Origin of the sequence: Hoyosella levis (genome assembly GCF_026008515.1) — a bacterium.
Lineage (GTDB): Bacteria > Actinomycetota > Actinomycetes > Mycobacteriales > Mycobacteriaceae > Lolliginicoccus > Lolliginicoccus levis.
In genome coordinates, this window is the sequence record NZ_BQYM01000001.1 from 143,238 (window position 1) to 163,962 (window position 20,725).

At 70.3% G+C, this 20,725-nt stretch carries 15 protein-coding genes; 11 read left to right on the plus strand and 4 right to left on the minus strand.

The window, feature by feature from the left end:
* Nucleotides 1-59 precede the first annotated feature (59 nt).
* Both QC765_RS00755 and QC765_RS00760 read left to right on the plus strand, forming a co-directional pair.
* Nucleotides 60-1,343 carry an alkane 1-monooxygenase gene (locus QC765_RS00755; protein WP_278312505.1) on the plus strand — a complete coding sequence of 428 codons (1,284 nt, stop codon included), beginning with the start codon at nt 60-62 and terminating at the stop codon, nt 1,341-1,343.
* 123 nt (nt 1,344-1,466) lie between these two features.
* Nucleotides 1,467-2,120 (plus strand): hypothetical protein, encoded by a 654-nt coding sequence (locus QC765_RS00760; RefSeq protein WP_278312506.1) that lies wholly within the window; start codon nt 1,467-1,469, stop codon nt 2,118-2,120.
* Here QC765_RS00760 and QC765_RS00765 read toward each other — a convergent pair whose 3' ends face one another.
* Entirely contained in the window at nt 2,121-3,851 is a 1,731-nt protein-coding gene (locus QC765_RS00765; protein WP_278312507.1) for a SulP family inorganic anion transporter, read from the minus strand. It lies immediately after the preceding gene.
* Between the two features lie 231 nt (nt 3,852-4,082).
* Here QC765_RS00765 and QC765_RS00770 point away from each other — a divergent pair, with 231 nt between their 5' ends.
* From QC765_RS00770 to QC765_RS00795, 6 genes are all read left to right on the plus strand, one after another.
* Complete coding sequence (locus QC765_RS00770) at nt 4,083-5,315, plus strand: alkane 1-monooxygenase (protein ID WP_278312508.1); 1,233 nt, start codon at nt 4,083-4,085, stop codon at nt 5,313-5,315.
* 143 nt (nt 5,316-5,458) lie between these two features.
* A complete protein-coding gene (locus QC765_RS00775; RefSeq protein WP_278312509.1) occupies nt 5,459-6,691 on the plus strand; it encodes a glutamate-cysteine ligase family protein in 1,233 nt (410 codons plus the stop codon).
* Nucleotides 6,688-8,037, plus strand: coding sequence for an ergothioneine biosynthesis protein EgtB (gene egtB / locus QC765_RS00780; protein ID WP_278312510.1), 1,350 nt, complete (start codon nt 6,688-6,690; stop codon nt 8,035-8,037). The genes QC765_RS00775 and egtB overlap by 4 nt, the downstream gene beginning before the upstream one ends.
* On the plus strand, nt 8,037-8,795 hold the full coding sequence (gene egtC, locus QC765_RS00785) for an ergothioneine biosynthesis protein EgtC (RefSeq protein WP_278312511.1): 759 nt from the start codon (nt 8,037-8,039) through the stop codon (nt 8,793-8,795). The genes egtB and egtC overlap by 1 nt, the downstream gene beginning before the upstream one ends.
* A 58-nt stretch (nt 8,796-8,853) precedes the next feature.
* On the plus strand, nt 8,854-9,846 hold the full coding sequence (gene egtD, locus QC765_RS00790) for an L-histidine N(alpha)-methyltransferase (protein WP_278312512.1): 993 nt from the start codon (nt 8,854-8,856) through the stop codon (nt 9,844-9,846).
* 199 nt (nt 9,847-10,045) lie between these two features.
* A complete protein-coding gene (locus QC765_RS00795; protein WP_278312513.1) occupies nt 10,046-10,624 on the plus strand; it encodes an AMIN-like domain-containing (lipo)protein in 579 nt (192 codons plus the stop codon).
* A gap of 210 nt (nt 10,625-10,834) precedes the next feature.
* Here QC765_RS00795 and QC765_RS00800 read toward each other — a convergent pair whose 3' ends face one another.
* Together QC765_RS00800 and QC765_RS00805 are read right to left on the minus strand one after the other, a co-directional pair.
* Nucleotides 10,835-14,422, minus strand: coding sequence for a TM0106 family RecB-like putative nuclease (locus QC765_RS00800; RefSeq protein WP_278312514.1), 3,588 nt, complete (start codon nt 14,420-14,422; stop codon nt 10,835-10,837).
* 138 nt (nt 14,423-14,560) lie between these two features.
* On the minus strand, nt 14,561-15,445 hold the full coding sequence (locus QC765_RS00805; protein ID WP_278312515.1) for an alpha/beta fold hydrolase: 885 nt from the start codon (nt 15,443-15,445) through the stop codon (nt 14,561-14,563).
* A 287-nt stretch (nt 15,446-15,732) separates the two neighbouring features.
* On the opposite strand from QC765_RS00805, the gene QC765_RS00810 reads away from it, so the two are divergent.
* Complete coding sequence (locus QC765_RS00810) at nt 15,733-16,353, plus strand: hypothetical protein (RefSeq protein ID WP_278312516.1); 621 nt, start codon at nt 15,733-15,735, stop codon at nt 16,351-16,353.
* A gap of 13 nt (nt 16,354-16,366) precedes the next feature.
* Here the strand turns inward: QC765_RS00810 and QC765_RS00815 are convergent, their stop codons facing one another.
* Entirely contained in the window at nt 16,367-16,837 is a 471-nt protein-coding gene (locus tag QC765_RS00815) for a hypothetical protein (protein WP_278312517.1), read from the minus strand.
* A gap of 454 nt (nt 16,838-17,291) precedes the next feature.
* Between QC765_RS00815 and QC765_RS00820 the strand changes: the two genes are divergently transcribed.
* Both QC765_RS00820 and QC765_RS00825 read left to right on the plus strand, forming a co-directional pair.
* The gene (locus tag QC765_RS00820) at nt 17,292-18,947 is read left to right on the plus strand and encodes an ABC transporter ATP-binding protein (RefSeq protein WP_373876635.1); all 1,656 of its coding nucleotides are present in this window, start codon (nt 17,292-17,294) and stop codon (nt 18,945-18,947) included.
* Complete coding sequence (locus tag QC765_RS00825) at nt 18,944-20,707, plus strand: ABC transporter ATP-binding protein (RefSeq protein ID WP_278312519.1); 1,764 nt, start codon at nt 18,944-18,946, stop codon at nt 20,705-20,707. The genes QC765_RS00820 and QC765_RS00825 overlap by 4 nt, the downstream gene beginning before the upstream one ends.
* The last annotated feature ends 18 nt before the right edge of the window (nt 20,708-20,725 follow it).

Here is a 20,725-nt window from a genome sequence, read left to right on the forward strand (position 1 = left end):
TGTCGGAAGTAGCGGCAACACAGAGTTGTGGTGCCTTTGTGGTGAGCCAAGGAGGGCCAATGACTTCATCGGATTCGCTGCACGAGACTCCCGTCTCGCAGTGGCACGACAAGAAACGCTACTGGTGGATGCTCGGGATGGCGGTCCCTGCCTTGTTCCTTGTGGGAATGGGTTTTGTCGCGCTGTACAACAGCCTCGGCTGGACGACCGCGGCGTCGGTCTCCTGGTGGATCGGACCGATCCTCGTATACATGATCATCCCCATCATCGACATCGCGCTCGGGCCGGACGGCTCGAACCCGCCGGATGACTGGATGGAGAAGCTGGAGAACGACAAGTACTACCGGTACATCCTCTACGCCTACACCCCGATCCAGTACACCGGCTTCGTGCTTGCCTGCTATTTCGTCACGGCCAGCAACCCGAGCTGGATCGGCTACGACGGTCCGCTGTCGTTCATCGACAAGGTCGGCGTAATGGCAACAATGGCCATGATCGGTGGCATCGGCATCAACACCGCGCACGAGCTCGGCCACAAAAAGGTGCAGCTGGAGCGGTGGCTGTCGAAGATCACCCTCGCGCAGACCTTCTACGGCCACTTCTATGTCGAGCACAACCGCGGCCACCACGTCCGCGTCGCCACCCCGGAGGATCCGGCGAGCGCTCGGTTTGGCGAGAATTTCTGGATGTTCCTCCCCCGCACGGTGATCGGTGGATTCAAGTCGGCCTGGCACCTGGAGAAGCAACGCTTCGACCGCATGGGCAAGAGTCCCTGGTCCATCAAGAACGATGTGCTCAACGCCTGGCTGATCTCGGTGGTGCTGTGGGGCGCTATGGTCGCGATCTTCGGCTGGGCAGTGCTCCCGTGGATCATCTTCCAGGCAGTGTGGGGGTTCTCCCTGCTGGAGGTGGTCAACTACCTGGAGCACTACGGCCTGGTGAGGCAGAAGACCGCGAGCGGGCGCTATGAACGTTGCGCGCCGTCGCACTCGTGGAACAGCGATCACATCTGCACCAACGTGTTCCTGTACCACCTGCAGCGCCACAGCGACCACCACGCCTACCCCACCCGTCGCTACCAGATCCTGCGCTCCTGGGATGGGGCGCCGAGCCTGCCAGGCGGGTATGCCAGCATGATCGTGCTCGCCTACTTCCCGCCGCTGTGGCGCAAGGTGATGGACAAGCGAGTGCTCGCTCACTACGGCGGCGACATCACCAAGGCCAATATCTACCCGCCCAAGCGGGAGAAGATCCTCGCCAAGTACGGCGCCGGAGATTCCGACGCAGGCACATCAGACGCCGAGCAGCCGGACCCAGGAAAGTCGGACGCAGGGGAATCCTGACCCTGTCCTCGCTGCGCTGACGCTGCCCTCCTGGTCCTTGCGGACCGGGAGGGCAGCGCCGTTCGTAGGACAGCGTCGTTCCCGGGGCACCAGCGCTAGCCGCCGCGGGGCACAATGGCAGGCATGAATGGCTTGGCGCGGGCGCACCGCATCGCTGGGGTCCTGTACCTGCTGGCCGCGGCGGTGGTGATTGGCGGCATGGTGCTCTATGCGCGCACCGGCATCGACCTCGAGGAGGCCGTCCGGGCTGGCACCATGGCCGACTACCTCGATGCCGCCTCGGGCAGTGCCGCGCTGGTCGCCAACTACGGCCTGTGGATCGTCACCGCGCTGCTCGTCGCTCTTGGCTCGGTCGCGCTGGCCGTGGCGAGCCGGACGCTCGCCAGCATCATGGGGGCAGCCGTCACGGTGATCGCCGCCGCGCTGGCCCTGCCCACCTACCTGCTGGTGATGACCCTCGTGGTGGCTGCGGCCGACGAGGACGCCGTGGAGCTAGCGACCGTTCTCGGCTGGCTGGCCTCGCGCGCCGACTGGGTCACCACGGCGCTGCTGCTCGGCCTCGCTCCCGCCTTGCTCGGCTGGTCCGGCGCATGGGCGCCCGGCTGGCTACGAGCGCTGGGCATCGTCTCGGCCGCGTGCGGGGCGACTGCGATCGCGGTGTTTGCGGTCGAGTCGCTCGCGCCCGCGGGGTACGCGGTGCTGGTGACCGGGCCGGTGTGGCTCGTCGCAGCGGGGGCGCTGCTTCTCCGCCCTTCGCGCGGAGAACATGCCGTGTAGTCACGGGGGGGTTGGCCCTTTGGGTCGCTCCTGCGGCGGGTGGCCGTGGCGCGTCTTGTAGGCACGAAGGTAGCCGTCGACGGCCGTCGGCAGGGTCGGGAAGATCTGCTCCTCGCCGATCTTGCCGAGCAGGCCCGCCGCCTCGAGGTCGGCACGCAGCTCCCGCTTGACGCGCGCGAGGGCGAGGGTGATGCCGCGCTTCTCGAGCTCGCGGCGCAGCTCCTCGAGCATGTCGGTCGCGGTCAGGTCGATCTCGACCATCGCCTCGGTGTTGACGACGAGCCATTCGGCCGGGGTGGGCGCGGAATCGACGGCGGCGACGACGCGGCGGTGGAAGTCGGCTGCGTTAGCGAAGAACAGAGGCGCGTCATAGCGGTAGACCACGAGTCCCGGCATCCGGTGGGCGTTCGGGTAGTCCTCGATATCGTGCATGCCCGCGAGCCCGGGCACTTGGCCGAGAACACCGTCGTGGGGCCGGGCGACGCGCCGGAGCAGGTCGAGGATGGACAGCACGATGGCAACGATGACGCCATTGAGCACGCCGAGCACTAGCACGGAGAAGGTGGTGGCGAGGGCGAGGACGAGCTCGCTGGACCGGAAGGCGGCGATGCGGCGGAACTCGCGGAGATCGATCAGCTTCGTGGCGGCAAAGATGACGAGCGCGCCGAGCGCGGCGGTGGGGAATGTCTCGAGGAGCGGCCCGCCCGCGTAGAGCACCACGATCACGATCGACAGCGCGGCGAGGGAATGCACCTGGGTGCGGCTGCCGATGGAATCGCCGAGCGCGGTGCGGCTCGCGCTGCTGCTCACCGGAAAAGAGCTCAGGGCCGCGGCGCCGAGGTTGGCGCTGCCGAGCGCGAGCAGTTCCTTGTTCGCGTCGATCCGGTAGTTGTGGCGGCTTGCGAAGGATCGCGCGGTGAGCACATTGGTGGAGTAGCCGACGATGGCCACTCCGACAGCGGGCAGCAGCAGCGTGCCAAGATCGCCGCCAGTGATGGCGGGCAGGGACGGAGCGGGCAGGCCCTCGGGCACCGACCCGACGACGGCGATGCCGATCCCGCGCAGCGAGAACACCTCGGTCACCGTGGCGGCGAGGACGACAGCGACGAGCGGGATCGGCAGCAGCGGCCAGCGCGCGTGCCCGGCGAGCAGGAACACTGTGGTGGCTGCACCGAGGGCAAAGGTCGCCCAGTGGATATCGTCGATCAGGCCAAGGAAGGACATCGCGCGCGTGGTCGCCGCGTTGCCGTTGACGGGAGTGCCGGTGATGGTGCCGAGCTGGCTGACGATCATGATCAGCGCGATTCCCGCCATGTAGCCGACGAGAACGGGGCGCGACAGCAGGTTCGCGAGGAACCCGAGGCGGGCTGCCCACGCCAGGATGCAGATGATGCCGACAAGCAGCGCGAGCAGCGCGGCGAGACCGGCGTAGCGCGCGGGGTCCCCGGCGGCGAGCGGCGCGATCGCTGCTGCGGTCATCAGGGCGGTGGTGGACTCGGGCCCGACCGATAGCTGCCGCGAGGTACCGAGGATCGCGTAGACCACGAGGGCGGCACCGATGGCCCACAGCCCCACCACCGGAGGTAGTCCGGCGACAGCGGCGTAGGCCATGACCTGCGGGATGAGGTAGGCGGCGACGGTGATGCCGGCGAGCACGTCGGCGCGCAGCCAGCGTCGGCGGTAGTGGCGCAGCGCGACGTAGTTGCGGGGCACTCCGTTAGCCGTGGCCATGGCGACACTCCCGGCTCGAGAAATGTGGCGTATCCGTGATCTTTCCATGCCCGGGCAGCGTGCGGGCAGGTCTCCCCTGACGAGGCCCCCACATCAAGCAGCGGAGCTTGTTTCTTCTGGACAAAACGCCCGAACTGTTGTGCATCCTGCACGTTCTCGCGCTATCGTCAGCGATGTATACAGATCACACGTTTTTGTCTGCGTGTGTCCGTTTCGCTGGAGAGGACAAAGGTGTCGTCAGCAGAAGTTGTTCCCAAGAGCCCGGTCAGCGAGTGGCGCGACAAGAAGCGCTACTGGTGGACCCTGGGCATGCTCGTTCCCGGCGCGATGGTCATCGTGCTCGGCCTCGTCTGGGGGCTCAACCAGATCGGGCTCACGTCCGTCACGCACGTGTTGTGGTGGGCAGGCCCCATCCTCGTGTACATCCTCATCCCGCTCATCGATATCTTCCTGGGTCCCGACGGCGAGAACCCGCCGGAGGAATGGATGGAGCGGCTCGACAACGACAAGTACTACCGGTACATCCTCTACGCCTACATCCCGCTGCAGTACATCACGTTCTTCATGGCGATGTACCTGATCACTGCCAGTGACCTAGGCTGGCTCGGCTTCGACGACGGCCTCGGCCTCGTTGACAAGATCGGCCTGGCCATCAGTGTCTCCTTCGTCGGCGGCATCGGCATCAACACTGCCCACGAGCTCGGCCACAAGAAGGAGAACCTCGAGCGCTGGCTGTCGAAGATCACCCTCGCGCAGACCTTCTACGGTCACTTCTACGTCGAGCACAACCGCGGCCACCACGTCCGCGTCGCCACGCCGGAGGATCCCGCGAGCTCGCGCCTCGGCGAGACGTTCTGGGCTTTCTGGCCGCGCACGGTGTTCGGCAGCCTCAAGTCGGCCTGGCATCTCGAGAAGATCCGCTTCGAGCGCATGGGCAAGAGCCACTGGACGATCAAGAACGATGTGCTCAACGCCTGGCTGATGTCCGTGGTCCTGTTCGGGGCCACCATCGCGATCTTCGGCGCTGGGGTCATCCCGTACCTGGTCCTGCAGGCGATCCTGGGGTTCTCGCTGCTGGAGGTCGTGAACTACCTCGAGCACTACGGCCTGGTGCGGCAGAAGACCGCGAGCGGGCGCTACGAGCGCTGCTCGCCGCAGCATAGCTGGAACAGCGACCACATCTGCACCAACGTGTTCCTGTACCACCTGCAGCGCCACAGCGACCACCACGCCTACCCCACTCGTCGCTACCAGATCCTGCGCTCCTGGGACGGCGCTCCCAACCTGCCTAGCGGCTACGCCAGCATGATCGTGCTCGCGTACTTCCCGCCCCTGTGGAGGCGCGTCATGGACAAGCGCGTGCTCGCCCACTACGGCGGCGACATCACCAAGGCCAACATCCACCCCCGCAAGCGCGACAAGTACCTCGCCAAGTACGGGGCCGCGACAAGCCAGGACAGCTAGCCAGCAACCCGACGAACTCCGGGGCCAGCGCATCGCCGCGCTGGCCCCGGACTCGTTGCACCACCAGCCCCGCGCGGCCCGGGACCATCCGCTTGAGGGCAAAGTGTGGCGCGGATCGCTTGGGCGCCGGTAGTTTCGACACCATGGGCCTACCCCCACCGGCGACCAGGCGGACCGCGGAACCCGCGAAGCTCGTGCGTACCCGCGATGCGGCGCGGGAGCTGATCACCTCCCGCATCACGGCCACTGCCACTGATCCGACGGTCGGCGCCGAGATCGAATGGCTCGTCCTCGACCCGGCTGATCCCCGGCGCAGGCCCCGGCTCCCGGAGATCCAGGCGGCGCTGGGCCCATGGGCACCGCCGCTCGCCGGCCGCTCCGCTCCCCTGCCGGGCGGCTCGGTGGTCACCATCGAGCCGGGTGGCCAGATCGAGCTATCGAGTGCGCCCGCGCCGTCCGCGCGCGCACTGCTCACCGCGCTGCACGAGGACGCGCGCCTGCTCGCCGCCCGGTTGAGCGTCCAGGGCCTCGTCCTCGGCTGCGCCGCCGCCGACACCTGCCGCGCGCCCGAGCGCATCCTCGACGCGCCCCGCTACCGCGCCATGGAGGCCGTGTTCGACCGCAACGGGCCAATGGGCCGGATCATGATGAACAACACCACTGCGGTGCAGCCCTGCGTGGGACCGGGCAGCACCGCCACCGAATCGGAGTCACGATGGCAGATGCTCAACGCCATCGGACCGGCCCTGATCGCGGCTTTCGCGGCATCCCCGCGGGTAGCGGGCGGCGCGGCGGGCCGGTGGGCCTCGCAGCGGATGCGGGCCTGGTTCACCCTCGATCCCGCCCGCACGCGGTTGCCAGCAGGGTGCGATCTCGGCGAGGGCTATGCCACGTGGGCGCTCGGGGTGCCGCTGCTGTGCGTGCACTCCGAGAGCCAGGACTGGGGCGCTCCCCCGGGCCTGGCGCTGGGCACCTGGATCGATCAGGGCGCCGGGTCGCCGATCGGGCGCGCCCCCACCGTCGATGACGTCGACTACCACTTGACGACGCTCTTCCCGCCCGTGCGGCCCAAGGGCTTCTTCGAGATCCGCTACCTCGACCAGCAGCCCGATCAGCGGTGGGACCTTCCCGTCGCCGTTATCGCGGCACTGGTCTCCTCCCCCGCTACCGTCGAGCAGGCCCACGCGATCGCCGAGCCCGTATCCACCTTGTGGGCGCGTGCCGCCCGGCTCGGCACCAGCAACCCCGAGCTGGCCCGCGCGGCGCGCGAGCTGCTGATGCTGGCCGCGCGCCACTGCGACGACGCCACCCTCGCGGCCCGCATCGAGCAACTGGCCCGGCCGCAGATGACGACCGCACGAGCAGGAGCTTCATGACCACCGACGAGTCCGTCCCCGCTCCACTGGACCAGCGCTCGCCCGGCAGCGTCCGCGAGCGCATCGCCACTACCCTCGCGCGTGCCCGCGCCCGCAGCACGCTGCTCACCGATGCCGTCGACGAGGGCGATCTCGTCGCGCAGCACTCCCCCTTGATGAGCCCCCTGGTGTGGGACCTCGCGCACATCGGTAACCAGGAGGAACTGTGGCTCGTCCGCGATGTCGGCGGGCGCGAGCCGCTGCGCGCGGACATCGACGAGCTCTATGACGCCTTCCAGCATCCCCGGTCGACCAGGCCCCGGCTGCCGCTGCTCGGGCCGCGCGAGGCGCGCGACTACGTGCGCGTGGTCCGCGAGAAGACCCTCGATGTGCTCGATGCGACGCCGCTCGAGGGCGCGCCCCTGATCGAGGGGGGCTTCGCGTTCGGGATGATCGCCCAGCACGAGCAGCAGCACGACGAGACGATGCTCGCCACCCACCAGCTGCGCCGCGGCGCGCCCGTCCTCGCCGATCCCGAGCCGCCCCGGGCCCGGATCGACGCCAGCGGCCGGGTAGTGGTGCCCGCGGGCCCCTGCGAGATCGGCACCGATCACGAGCCGTGGGCGCTGGACAACGAGCGTCCCGCCCACACCGTGTGGATCGACGAGTTCGCTATCGCCCGCTCCCCCGTCACCTGCGGCGAGTACATGGCATTCCTCGCCGACGGCGGCTACGAGCGCCGCGAGCTGTGGTCTGGCGAGGGCTGGCGGCACCGGAAGGAGGCCGGCATCTCCGCGCCGCTGTTCTGGCGCCGCGAGGGCGAGCAATGGTGGCGGCGGCGCTTCGGCCGCGAAGAGCCGGTCCCCGCCGATGAGCCCGTGATGCACGTGTGCTTCCACGAGGCCGAGGCATTCGCCCGCTGGGCCGGGGCACGGCTGCCCACCGAGCATGAGTGGGAGAAGGCGGCCCGCTTCGACCCCGCTACCGGACGATCGCGACGCTACCCGTGGGGGGATGCCGAACCCACCGCCGAGCACGCCAACCTCGGGCAGCGCCACATCCGTCCCGCGCCAGCGGGCGCGTACCCGGCCGGAGCGTCGCCGCTCGGGGTGCAGCAGCTCATCGGGGACGTGTGGGAATGGACTTCCTCCCATTTCCTGCCCTACCCGGGCTTCCGGTTCTTCCCCTATGCCGAGTACTCGGAGGTGTTCTTCGGCAGCGACCACCGCGTGCTGCGCGGCGGCTCGTTCGGAACCGACGAGGTCGCGATCCGCGGCACGTTCCGCAACTGGGACTATCCGATCCGGCGGCAGATCTTCGCGGGCCTGCGCCTCGCCTGGGACACCGGCAGCACCGGGCCGCGCTGATGTGCCGCCACCTCGCCCGCATCGGCGGGCCCATCACGGTGGGCGATGTGCCTGCTCGCGGAGCGCACTCGCTGGCGCACCAGGCCCACGCGCCCCGGTACATGCGCGGCACCGGCACCCTCAACGTCGACGGCTACGGCGTGGCCTGGAGCAACGGCGCGGGATGGCAGCGCTACCGGCGGGCCGTGCCACCGTGGGCGGACCCGTCCGGCGAGGCCGTGCTCGGCGCGGTCACCGCCACCGCCGTCATGGCGGTGATGCGGGGCGCCACCACGGGAATGCCCTTGAGCGAGCACGCCTGCGCGCCGTTCACCGCCGAGCAGTGGGCGTTCTCCCACAACGGGTATGCCACCGGCTGGCCCGGCAGCCTCGTGCCGCTCGCCGGGGAGATCCCGCTGGCGGACCTGATGACCCTCGACGCGTCGGTGGACTCGGCGGTGCTGTGGGCGTGGCTGCGCCATCGCCTGCGCACGGAGGCTGATCCCGCCGCGCTGCTGCTCGAACTGGTTTCCCGCGTCGCCGAGGCCGCGCCCGGCTCGCGGATGAACCTGCTGCTCAGCGACGGCACGACCATCCTCGCCACGGCCTGGGGGCACAGTCTCGCCTGGTGGCGCGACGGCGGCGAGATCGTCGTGGCCAGCGAGCCCACTGATGACGCGCCCGGATGGCAATGGGTTCCCGACGGCCAGCTGCTCGTCGCCCGGCCCGGCGGCGTGGAGACCATCGCTATCGCCAGCACGGCCAGCCCACCGCCCTGAGCTAGCCTCCCGCACGCCCCCCTTCGCAGCCACCCCAATTTCAAGATCACGGAGCACCATGGTGAACAGCACGCAGCGCCTCGACGTCCATCTCGCCGACGATGCCCGCGCGGAGGCGCTTGTCGCGGACGTGCGCGACGGGCTCGCCGCGCGCCCCCGCGCCCTGCCCCCGAAGTGGTTCTACGACGCCACCGGCAGCGAGCTGTTCGAGCAGATCACCCGCCTGCCCGAGTACTACCCCACCCGAACCGAGAAGGCCCTGCTCACCGACCGCGCGCCCGAGATCGCCACGATCACCGGGGCACGCACCATCGTCGAGCTCGGGTCCGGGTCCTCGGAGAAGACGCGGCTGCTGCTCGATGCCCTCGGCCAGTCCGGCACGCTCGCCACCTATGTCGCCCAGGACGTCTCGCCCGCCGCGCTCGAATCAGCGATGACCGAGCTCGAGCAGGACTATCCCCGGCTGGCCGTGCATGGAGTGGTCAGCGATTTCTCCGCCGGCGGGTTCCGCGACGGCCTGCGGTTCGTCCCCGGCTACCCCGACCGGTTGATGGTGTTCCTCGGCGGCACGATCGGCAACCTCGACCCCGCCGAGCGGGCCGCGTTCCTCGCGGCGATGCGCGAGGCCCTGCGCCCCGGCGAGCATGTGCTCCTCGGGGCGGGGCTGATCATCGACGAGGCCGCCATGGTCGCGGCCTACGATGATTCCGCCGGGGTGACCGCGGAGTTCAACCGCAATGTGCTCGCGGTGATGAACCGGGAGCTCGGCGCGGACTTCCCCGTCGAGGAGTTCGAGCACGTCGCGGTGTGGGACGCGACCCAGAAGTGGATCGAGATGCGGCTGCGCGCGAGGTCCGCGATGACCGTCCGCATCCCCGGCGCTGGGCTGCAGGTCGATCTTGCTGCCGGGGAGGAGATCCGCACGGAGATCTCCGCGAAGTTCGACCGGCCCGCGCTCGAGGCGGAGATGGCCGCGCAGGGCCTGCCGGTGGTGCACGCGTGGCAGGATCCGGGCTCGCGGTTCGCGCTGCTTCTCGCGCGCGTGGAGTAGGGCTCGGATCCTGGCCCGCCGCGCGTGCCTCCGGGAACCGCCGCGCGTGCCGATCATGAAGATCCAGCCACGCTGGAGGTGGCTCGGCTTTCATGATCATCCGATGCGGGAACGTTGCAATGCACCCCTCGTGGATGTCCGATTTGAGGACTACCATGTCTGGTAGGTCGGGAAACAACCTGATCAGAGGTGATGCTTTATGCGCACGACAACAATTCGACGCGTTCTGGCGTCGTTGATGGGCTCGATGCTGCTAGCCATTGGCTTGGTCGCAGGGCCAGGCGTGCTGGGCTCGGCAGTAGCGGGCGCCTCCCCGTACTGCGGGATCACCTGGGGCTCGCTCGACAAGTCCTGGCAGCACTATTCCAGCGGCACAGTGACCAATGTGCGCTCTGGACGCCACGCCTGCTACGACCGTCTGGTCGTTGATGTCGCGGGCCCGGTCGCGGGCTACAACGTCCGCTATGTCGATGTGGTGCGGGCCCAGGGCTCCGGCTTCGAGGTGCCGCTGCGTGGGGGCGCCCGGCTGCAGGTGATCGTTCACGCCCCCGCCTACAACGAGCACGGCAACCCCACCTATTCGCCAGCCAATCGCAGCGAGCTGGTGAACGTCCGGGGCTACGACACGTTCCGCCAGGCAGCGTTCGCCGGAACGTTCGAGGGCCAGACATCAGTGGGCCTCGGTGTGCGGGCACGGCTGCCCTTCCGGGTCTTCACCCTTGAGGGCCCCGGCACGTCGTCCCGCGTGGTGATCGACGTGGCGCACTACTGGCAGTAGCCTGCCGCGGTCGGCGCCTGGCCCTGGCAAGGGCCGGGGCCAGGAGTCGGCGTGACCGCGTGGTCGCTCGACAGCGTGGAAGCAAAAGCACCGGAAGCAGTCAAACGCGATAGAAGCAACCCTGGATTTTCCGCGGCTTCTATCGCGTTTGCGCTTGTGGCGGCGGCCGCAAACCACCCCGGCCTACCCCGGTCCAGCCCGGCCGGGGCTTCAGCCTGGCGCGGCGGCGCACAGACCGAGGAACGCGCCAAGTTCGGCGAGGCCATCGGGCGTGGAGGGCATGTAGTCGGTCAGCGCGCGCGAGCGGATGATCACCGCGCGCCATTGGCCACGCGAGATGGCGACGTTGAGCCGGTTGCGGGACATGAGGAACCCCATGCCGCGCGGCACGTCCTCTACAGCGGAGGCGGTCATGGACACGATGGCGACGGCGGCCTGGCGGCCCTGGAACTTGTCGACGGTGCCCACGAGCACTTCGCCGAGGCTGGCTTCGCGCAGCACGGCCCCGATCAGGTCCACCTGAGCGTTGTAGGGGGCGACGACGATGATGTCGGACTGTCCGAGGGGGCGGTCGGGCTCATCGCGGGCAGGCGTCCAGGCGATGCCGAGCAGCCTGTTGATCGTGTCGCGCACGGCGTGGGCCTCCTCGATCGACGAGGTGGCGTTTCCGCGGTGATCGATGACCTCTACCGCGATGCCCGGCGCGATGCCCGCGAGATGGCGAGCAGTGGTCACCGCGGCCTGGGAACCGAGGCGTCCCTCGTAGGAGAGCGTGGAGACTGCCTCGCACAGGGCGGGGTGCATGCGGAAAGTGGTCTGGAGGAAGTAGCCGTGGCTCTCGGGCATCGTGGCGCGGCCCGCGAGGATCCAGCCCAGCGCCGAGAGGTCGACAGGCTCGGGGTGGGTGCCCTGGCTGACCTGCGGGAGCTGCTGCGGGTCGCCGAGGAGGAGCAGGTTCCGGGTGCTGGCGGTGACAGCGAGGGTGTTGGCGAGCGAGTACTGCCCGGCCTCGTCGATGACGAGCAGGTCGAGCGATTGCTCGGGCACCTGGTTGGGGTTGGAGAATGTCCAGGCCGTGCCGCCGACGACGATGCCGCCGTGGGCTTGATCGATCAGCCCCGGCAGTGCTTTCTTCGCCACGGTGGTCCATAGCTCGGAATGGAGCCGGTTCTCGGCCTTGACCACTTGCGTGGCGGGCACACCGGCCTCGGCGATGCCATCGAGCATGTTCTCGACGACGGAGTGGCTTTGCGCGACCACGCCGACCTTCCAGCCGTGATCGTTGACCAGGGCGGCGATGACGCGGGACCCGGTGAAGGTCTTGCCGGTGCCGGGCGGGCCCTGCACGGCGAGGTAGGAGTCCGCGAGGTCAAGCAGGGTGGCGGTGATGGCGGTGGCCGTGTCGCCGTTGCTCGCGGGCGCGGGCGGGCGCCCGCTGCGGGTGCGGGGGGTGTTGCGCTGCAGGATGTCGAGCCCCGCGCTCGCGGGCATGCCGGGCCAGGTGCTGTCGCATTCCTCGGCGAGGGTGGCGATGGCGGCCTCGAGGCTGGCGGTGGCGGGCGGCGCGGTGGGGGCGAGCGCGACGGGCAGGTCCTCGTGCGGCCCGGCTCCGCGGGGGGCGCGCTCGCGCAGGACCGCGCCCGTGCTGGGGTAGCGGATCCCGGCGTCGTCGCACTCGTCCTCGGTGCACAGGTGCGCGTTGCCCACGGCCCGTCCCTGGGGCACTGGCTGGTTGAGCGTGTCGGGGGCGGGCGGGGCGTAGAGGGTGTGCACGTCGGCTCCCTCGCGGACCCCGGATCCGGTGGGCATGTCGCCGCGCAGGTGCAGGTAGCGGCAGTAGCTGGACCGGGGGGTGGGCTTGTCCCAGTCGGTGATGACAGTGGCGCGCTCGATGAGCAGGGCATCATTGGCGTCGGCGAGGTCCGCGTCCGCGGCGGTGAGGCGGTCGAAGTGTGCCCACCAGAAGGGCTTGCGCTCGCGCTTGTGGTAGTTCAGGGCGGCGGCGAGCATGGCGGCGGCCTGGCGCACATCGTCGCGGGGACGCTCGCCGGAATGCGCGAGGAGGGACTGCTCGAGCGCGGTGGTCGAGTCGTCGTCGAGCGTCTCGTCGGGGCCGAGCAGCCCGGTCGGGGCGCGGAGCTCGATGCCGTGGTCGAGGGCGTGGCCAAGCAGCCAGTTGCGCAGGTGGAGGGTGGAATCGCAGTCGTAGCGGTTGTAGTCGGCGATGGAGTCGAGGATGGCGGAGGCCTCGGCTAGCTCCCCGCGTGCCCGCAGGTCGGTGAAGTGCGCGTACTCCACGATGGAGTCGCCGGCGGTGGTGACGTCGCCGCCGCGCAGGTGGTCGCCCATGTACAGCGGCTCGAGCTTCTTGATGCTGTAGGACGGCTTGCCGACGCGCAGGGCGCGGCGCACGATCGGGTACAGGTCGATCAGCACGTTGGCGCGCAGGAGATCGTCGATCTCGTTCTCGCACGCGCCGTGGCGACCGGCGAGGCGGCGCAGCGCGGTCTTCTCGTAGGGCGCGTAGTGGTAGACGTGCATGTCGGGATAGCGTGCGCGCCGCTTGCTGACGTAGTCGACGAAGTCGATGAGCGCTTGCTTCTCCTCGGCGCGGTCATGCGCCCAGAACGCCACGAACGTCGTCTCCATGCCGGGTTCCTGCGCGTCGAGGTCCTCGTCGGGGGACTCGACGAGGCCGAAGAGGTATTCCAGCCCCCAGTCCGGGTCCGCGCCGTCCGCCCAGAGCGGATCGCCCTCGAAGTCGAAGAACACATCTCCGGGGCTGGGCTCGGGCAGCTCGCCGAGCGCGTCGGGCGCGTGCAGGAGGTAGTAGGGGGCGCCGGTTTCCTCCTCGATGAGCTGGGCCTGGGCCTGGGCGCGCAGCCGCTCGAGCGCGGGCACCGATACGCCGGGCACCCGGTCCTCGCCGGGCAGGGTGGCGATCGCGTCGATGGTGGTGATGCCCACGGCCATCAGCCGGGCGCGCTGCACGCTGGTGAGCCCGGCGACGAGGCTGGGGTCGCGGGCCGCGAGCACATCCTCGGCGACGAGGTCGCTGTGCACGTTGACGGTGTAGCGGGGGTCCCCCCACAGCACGGGGCCGTCCTCGGCGAGATGCTCGGCAAGGATGTGGTCGAGGCGGGCGCGGCGCTGCCGGTAGACGGGCAGGATGTCGGCGAGCTGATGGTGAGTGATGGTGCCATCGCCGAGGACGAGGCGCGCCGTACCGGTGGTGGGGATGCCCGCGTGCTCGAGCTGGTCGGCGTAGGCGGCGAGCTGCAGCAGCGCGGTGACCCGGGCGTGGCGGGACAGCTTGGTGTCGTAGACGGTGTAGCGGGGGCCGTCGGCACCGCGCTGCTCGTGGCCGTCGTGGTGCTCGCCGTCGTCGCTCTCAGCGTCGAGCTGGGCGACGTCGGCCCGGACGAGGAAGTCGCAGAATCCCGCGAACTGCCCATCATAGAAGGTGCCCTGGTAGACGACGGGCGCCCCGCCGCGCAATGCCGCGAGGGTCGCCTCATGCGCCGCGACGAGGTCCTCGTGGGCGAACCGGGGGCGCGGGATCTCCACCACAGCGTCGCCGTGCTCTCCCCGGTAGCGCTGGAGGAGTCGTTGCTCGTGCTCGTCGCCAAGCTCGGCCGCGCGGGCAAGCATCGCGTCCTCCCCCGCCGCGGGCAGGGTGTAGCGGCCGAGCTTCGCATCGAGGGTGCGCAGCAGGTCGAACTCGCTAGTGGCGGCGAGCGCGAGGTCTGTGGCGCTGCACACGACCCGGGTCGGGATGGTGCGGTCGAGGATGAACACGGCGGCTCCAGGATTCGGCCACGGGGGCAGGCGGTGCGGGATCGGGGGCCACCCTACGTGGCCTGGCCGACATTTTCCGCTTTCCTGCCGCCCCCGTTCTGGCCGCCGCTCGCAGGCCCCCGGGCCTGCCTGGAGGGATCAGCTCGCGATCTGCGCGCGCGGCCCGGCAGCATCCGCCGCGGCGGCGAGGAACGGGTGCAGCGCGGCATGGAAGGCGACCGGCTCATCGAGCTGCGGGAAATGCCCGGAATCCTCGAGGATGACTGCTTCGGCGTGGGGCATGGCCTCGCGGTTCCGCTCGGCCTGGTGGCTCGGGATCATGTTGTCGTGGCGTCCCCAGATGACCATGGCGGGGATGTGCCGGTAGTCGGGGAAATGCTTGACGGCGCAGATGGTCTGGCCGAACGGATCGATGACGCCCCGGGTGATGCGCAGGAACGCGCGACGGGAGTCACGGTCGGCCACGGTGCCGAAGGTCCGCCAGATCTCGAGGGTGCTCGGGCTCGCGGAGATCGGTCGGCCGACCATGGCGGCGAGACGACCGGCGGTGCTGGCGAGGCCACGGAGCAAGGGCGAGGCAAGGACGGGCAGGACGAATTCGCTGCCGGGCAGGCTCGCCGCGCGCAGCAAGAGGCTCACCTCGGGGCCAAGGCCGCCGCTGCTGACGAGGGCGAGGCGCTCGACCTTCTCGGGGAAGAGGTAGAGCATCTGCATGCAGACGCCGCCGCCATAGGAGTGCCCGACCACGGGTGCGCGGTCGATGCCGAGGTGGTCCATGAGGTCGCGGAGGCTTGCCGCGTGAGCGCTGAGCGTGTAGTCGCCGGGGTTCTTGTCGGAGGCGCCGCAGCCGTAGAGGTCCACGGCGATCACGCGGAAGTCCTCGGCCAGCCAGGAGATCTGCTCGCCCCAGGAGGCATGCGAGCCGAGCAGGCCATGGACGAGGATGATCGGGGTGCCCTCGCCGATATCGACGTAGCGGAGGGCGTCACCGTGGAACGCCACGGCCTTGAGGTTGTGCTTCATCTGGGGTTCCTGTCCTGTTGCGCCGTCGCGCACGATCAGGTGTGAACTTTCCTGAAGCGCGACATGTGTTCTAGCTGCACTGTCAACGAATGTACCTGGACCCACATTGAGTGCACAAGTGTTCACTGATTGCGTGTCGGAGCAATCACGCATGCGATCCGGCCACCGTTTGGCATCGGTTGCGCAACTCCTGGCCCGCCGCCGCCCTGCACCTTCATTCTACGTTCTAACGTCGCGCCACAGGCGTTCGACGACCGCGCTCGCGGCAGCACCAAGGATGGAATCCCATGAAGCACTTCCCGCACGTCCGTTCCGCTCTCGCGCTCGCCGCTGCCAGCGGCCTGGCACTCGCGGTGCCCGCGCTCGCTCTCGCCGAGCCCGTCGCGCAACCGGGCCCCATGCCCTCCGAGGCGGCGCTGCCGGAGGAATGCCTCGCCCACGACGAGCAGGTCACCTGCGTGTTCAACGAGCCTGGCCGCCATGCCCTGGAGGTTCCCGCGGAGCTAGGGACCGCGACGATCGTCGCGACGGGCGCGCACACCACCGACACGGACTCCGGCGCGATCCTCGATCGAGCCACCACGGCGACGAGCACCTTCACCGACCTTGCCGGGAGCATCCGCGTGTTTGTCGCCAGCCCGGGCAAGGGCGGCGCGTCCGCCGTGCACACCGAGGCCAGCGAGCAGGACGCCCGCTTCCTCGTGGCGGGCGGCGGCAATCCGCTGAGCAATACCTATGCGGACGGCGCGGTGGAGGCGGACGAGGCGGACGCGCCCGGCGTCATCATCATCCTCGGCACGGAAGCCCTGGCCGGGGCCGGGCTGCAGGATGAGCCGGAGTGCCCGGGGCTGTGCATCGATACCACGATCGAGCAGCTCTACGACGCGTACCGCACGCTCGTTCGCTGACGCGGGCCACTTGCTAGTCGTACTTGTTGTCGAGCTGCCACATCACGAGAAGGCCGAGCCCGACGATGATGATGAACGCGCTCGAGGGCATGGTCGGCCCCAGCATGGCCCCACCGAAGGGCTGGGCGAGCAGGACGACCCAGGTAATGACCGCGAGTATCAGGGTGACCGAGAGGCCGATGGGGTTGACATGCGGCCGGCCGGGCAGGCCGGTCGCATGGAGGTCGAGGTGCAACGTGGTGCTGCGGGACCTGGCCCGGCGTGCTTTGGCGCGGCGCTCGGCGAGCGCCGCCGCGGCGGCGGCCGTGCGCGGATCCGCGGCGGCTCGTGCTTGCCGCGCGCGCCCGCTCCAGGGCCAGCGCGGCGTGCCGACCGACCTCGTGCCGCGCTCGCGGCGAGCGGTGTCGCGGTAACCGCTGCGGTACTCCTCGACACGGATGGGCCGCGACGGGTGCCGCGCGCCTCTCCCGCTGCGCCCTGCCATGGCGCGACCTGTCCCGCTTCCGGCCGACCTTTGACTGGCCACGCGCGGGTTCACGCGGGGCGGCAAGGGCGGGAGGCCATGGCGCTGGGTCGGCGCGGGGGCGCGCCGGCTCGTGGCCGCGCGGGCATCGGTCCGGCGCCGACCAGGGGCGTGGTGGTGTTGGCGATCCATGCTCCACGTCCTCCCAGGGCTAAAGGTCTACTTTAGGGTTATCGTAGGGCGCTTCCGGGCAGGCCGTCGGGTGTTGGTACGTAATCTTGATCACCTCGTTGCCGGAAGACGCGGCGCGCTGCGCGCCGCAGCACGCTGCAGGGATGCAAAATCTTCTGCTTTAGGGTTGACTTGCCTAACTGTGGCGACCACGCAGCACGACACCCAGCCCGCCCCCGCGGCCAGCCTCGCCGAGACGGAAGCACCCTCGGAGACGGAACCCGCCCACCGGGGTGAATCCCGCCTGCTCGCGCGCGCCCTCTCCCGCCACCGCCGGCCCCTCGTGGGCGCCACCGTGCTCGTCAGCCTCCACCAGGCCGCCGAGGCGGCAGTACCGATCGCTATCGGCATCATCGTCGACCGCGCGATCGCCAGCGGCGACCTCCGCTTCCTCGTCCTCGCGCTCGCCGCCCTCGCCGCCCTCTTCCTCGTGCTCACCTACTCCTGGCGGTTCGGCGCGCGCATCGTCGTCGCCGCGGTGCAGCGCGAGTCGCACGCGCTGCGCGTCGAGGTCGCGGGGCGGATCCTCGATCCGCGCGGCATCCGCGCGCCGCTCAAGGCTGGCGAGCTCACCACTATCTCCACCACCGATGCCGACAACACGGCCTGGTTCCTCGACCTGATCCCCCGCGCCGTCGCGGCCCTCACCGCGCTGGCGATCATCTCCGTGGCGCTACTGGTGACCACGCTGCCCCTTGGCCTCATCGTGCTGCTCGGCACGCCCGCGATCATGGGGCTCGTCCAGCTCGGCTCCCCCGCCCTGATCCGCCGCACCGAGCAGCAGCAGGACTCCGTCGGCCAGGCAACGTCCACCGCCACCGATGTGGTCACGGGAATGCGCCCCCTGCGCGGCATCGGCGCCGAGGCCAGCGCGACTGCCCTGTTCGATCGGCGCAGCCAGGCGGCGCTCTCCGCACGGCTGCGGGCTGCCCGGGCGCATAGCCTTGTCACCGCCCTCGGCGTGACCGCTAGCGCCCTGCTCGCGGTCGGCGTCGTTGGCGGCGCGGGCTGGATGGCGCTGACCGGCACGCTCACGCCGGGCGAGCTGATCATCGTGGCGGGGCTCGCGCAGTTCCTCCTCGAGCCGCTCGGGCTGCTCGCCTCGATCCCGCCGATGCTTGCCGCGGCGCGCGGGTCCGCGCGCCGCATCGCGCTGGTGCTCGACGCCCCCTTCGATTCCGCGCCGGGCCCCGGCAGCGCTCCGCCCCCGTCCGGAACGAGCCTCGAGCTGCGCGGCGTCTCGCACCAGGGCCTGTCCGGCATCGACCTCGCCATCGGCGCGGGCGAGCATGTCGCGGTCTTCGCGCATGACCCCGGCGACGCCGACGCCCTCGCTACCGTGCTCGCCAGCCATGCGCCCGAGCGCGGCACCGTTCTCATCGACGGCACGGACATCTCCCAGCTCGGGCTCGCGCGGGCGCGCAGCGCCCTGCTCGTCGAGCCGCACCACACCGAGCTGTTCGCCGGCACCATCGGTGACAACATCACCCTCGGCCAGGCGGGCAGCGATCTCGACCGGGTGCTCGCGGCATCCGCTGCCGCCGATGTCGTTGCTGCCCACCCCGATGGGCTCGACCATGCCGTTGCCGATCGCGGCGCGACGTTGTCGGGGGGCCAGCGGCAGCGGCTCGCCCTCGCCCGCGCGCTGCACGCCGTGCCCCCGATCCTCGTCCTGCACGACCCCACCACTGCCGTCGATGCCGTCACCGAGCAATCCATCGCCACGGGGATCCGGGCGCTGCGGGCAGGACGCACCACGGTGACCATCACCCGCAGCCCGGCGCTGCTCGCCGCGGCCGATCGGGTGGTCGCGCTGCAGGACGGCCAGGTTGCATCGAGCGCGACGCATGCCTGGCTGATGGAGCACGACCCCGCGTACCGCGCCGAGGTGGCCCGATGAGCGAGCAGCATCTCCTGCCCATTGCCACCCCGCGCGCCACCTCCCGCTGGCTGGGCGCCGAGCTGCGCGCGCGGTGGCGGACCGGGGCGCTCGCCCTGCTCGCGTCCCTCGGCGCGACCATCGCCGCCATCGTTCCCGTGCTCGTGCTCGGCATCCTCGTCGACGCCGTGCGGGACGGAGCTCCGGGCACGCGCATCGCGCCCTACATCGCGGTCCTTGTCGTCGCCGCGCTCCTGGCCGGAAGCCTCGCCGGGTGTTCCTACTACCTCGTCGCGCGGCTCGGCGAGACCATCCTCGCGGACCTGCGCGAACGGTTCGTCGCGACCGTCCTGAGGCTTCCCCTCGCCGCGCTCGATGCCAGCGGCCGTGGTGATGTGCTGTCGCGGTCCGGCGATGACGTCGCCACCATCGGCAAGGCCGTCACGCAGGTGGTGCCCAATCTCGTGACCGCGCTGCTGATGGTCATTCTCAGCATCGGCGCGATGTTCGGCCTCGACTGGCGGCTCGGCCTCACCGGCCTGGTCGCGATCCCCATGTACTGGCTGGCGCTGCGGTTCTACCTGCCGCGCTCCGGGCCGATGTACCGGGCGGAGCGGATCGCGATGGGCGAGCGCTCCGAGGCGCTGGTCAGCAGCATCCACGCGACCCGCACGATCCGCGCCTACCAGCTCGAGCCCCGCCAGATCGAGCGGATCGACACCGCGTCCGCCCGGGCGCGCGACCTATCGATCTCGGTGTTCGGCCTCTTCACGCGCCTGGTGGGCCGGGGCAACCGGGCCGAGTTCACCGGGCTCGCCACCATCCTCGCGGTCGGGTTCCTCCTCGTCGATGCCGGCGAGGTGTCGGTCGGTCAGACCGCGGCGGCGGCGCTGCTGTTCCATCGGCTGTTCAATCCGATCGGCCTGGTGCTGTGGACCTTCGATGACATGCAGTCGGCGACGGCGAGCCTCGCGCGCCTCGTCGGCGTGATCACCCACCCCGATGCCGTGCGCGCGCCTGCTCCCGCACGCCTCCCCGACCGGCATGACGTCGAGCTGACCGGGATCCACCACGCCTATGATGGCGCCCACGAGGTGCTCCACGACATCACTGTGGTCATTCCCGAGGGACAGCGGGTCGCGCTCGTCGGCGCCACCGGGGCGGGCAAGTCCACGCTCGCGCAGATCGCCGCGGGCAGCCATCCGCCGACGCGCGGCTCGGTGACCATCGGCGGGCAGCCCGTCGCCAGCCTCGGTGACCGCCTGCGCGAGGTGGTGGCGATCCTCAGCCAGGAGGTGCACGTCTTTACCGGCACCATCGCTGACGATGTGCGCCTCGCCGATCCCACCGCCACCGAGGACCAGGTCGTCGCGGTGCTGGCCCGCGCCGGTGCGATGGAATGGATCGCGGCATTGCCGCTCGGCCTGGCCACCGAGGTCGGGGAAGGTGGGCATCAGCTCACTGCCGCGCAGGCCCAGCAGCTCGCGCTCGCCCGGCTCATGCTGGCCGATCCGCCAGTGGTCGTGCTCGACGAGGCCACCGCGGAGGCGGGCAGCGCGGGCGCGCGCGCCCTCGAGGCGGCGGCGCGGGAGGCGTGCGCGGGGCGCACGTCGCTGATCGTCGCGCACCGGCTCAACCAGGCCCAGTCCGCTGACCGCGTCATCGTGCTCGAGCGGGGGCGCATCGTCGAGGAGGGCACCCACGACGAGCTGCTCGCCCGCTCCGGGACGTACGCGCGATTGTGGGCCGCTTGGGCTGATGCCGGGACGAGCGCCCGGTGAGCCACCGCGGAGCGGCCC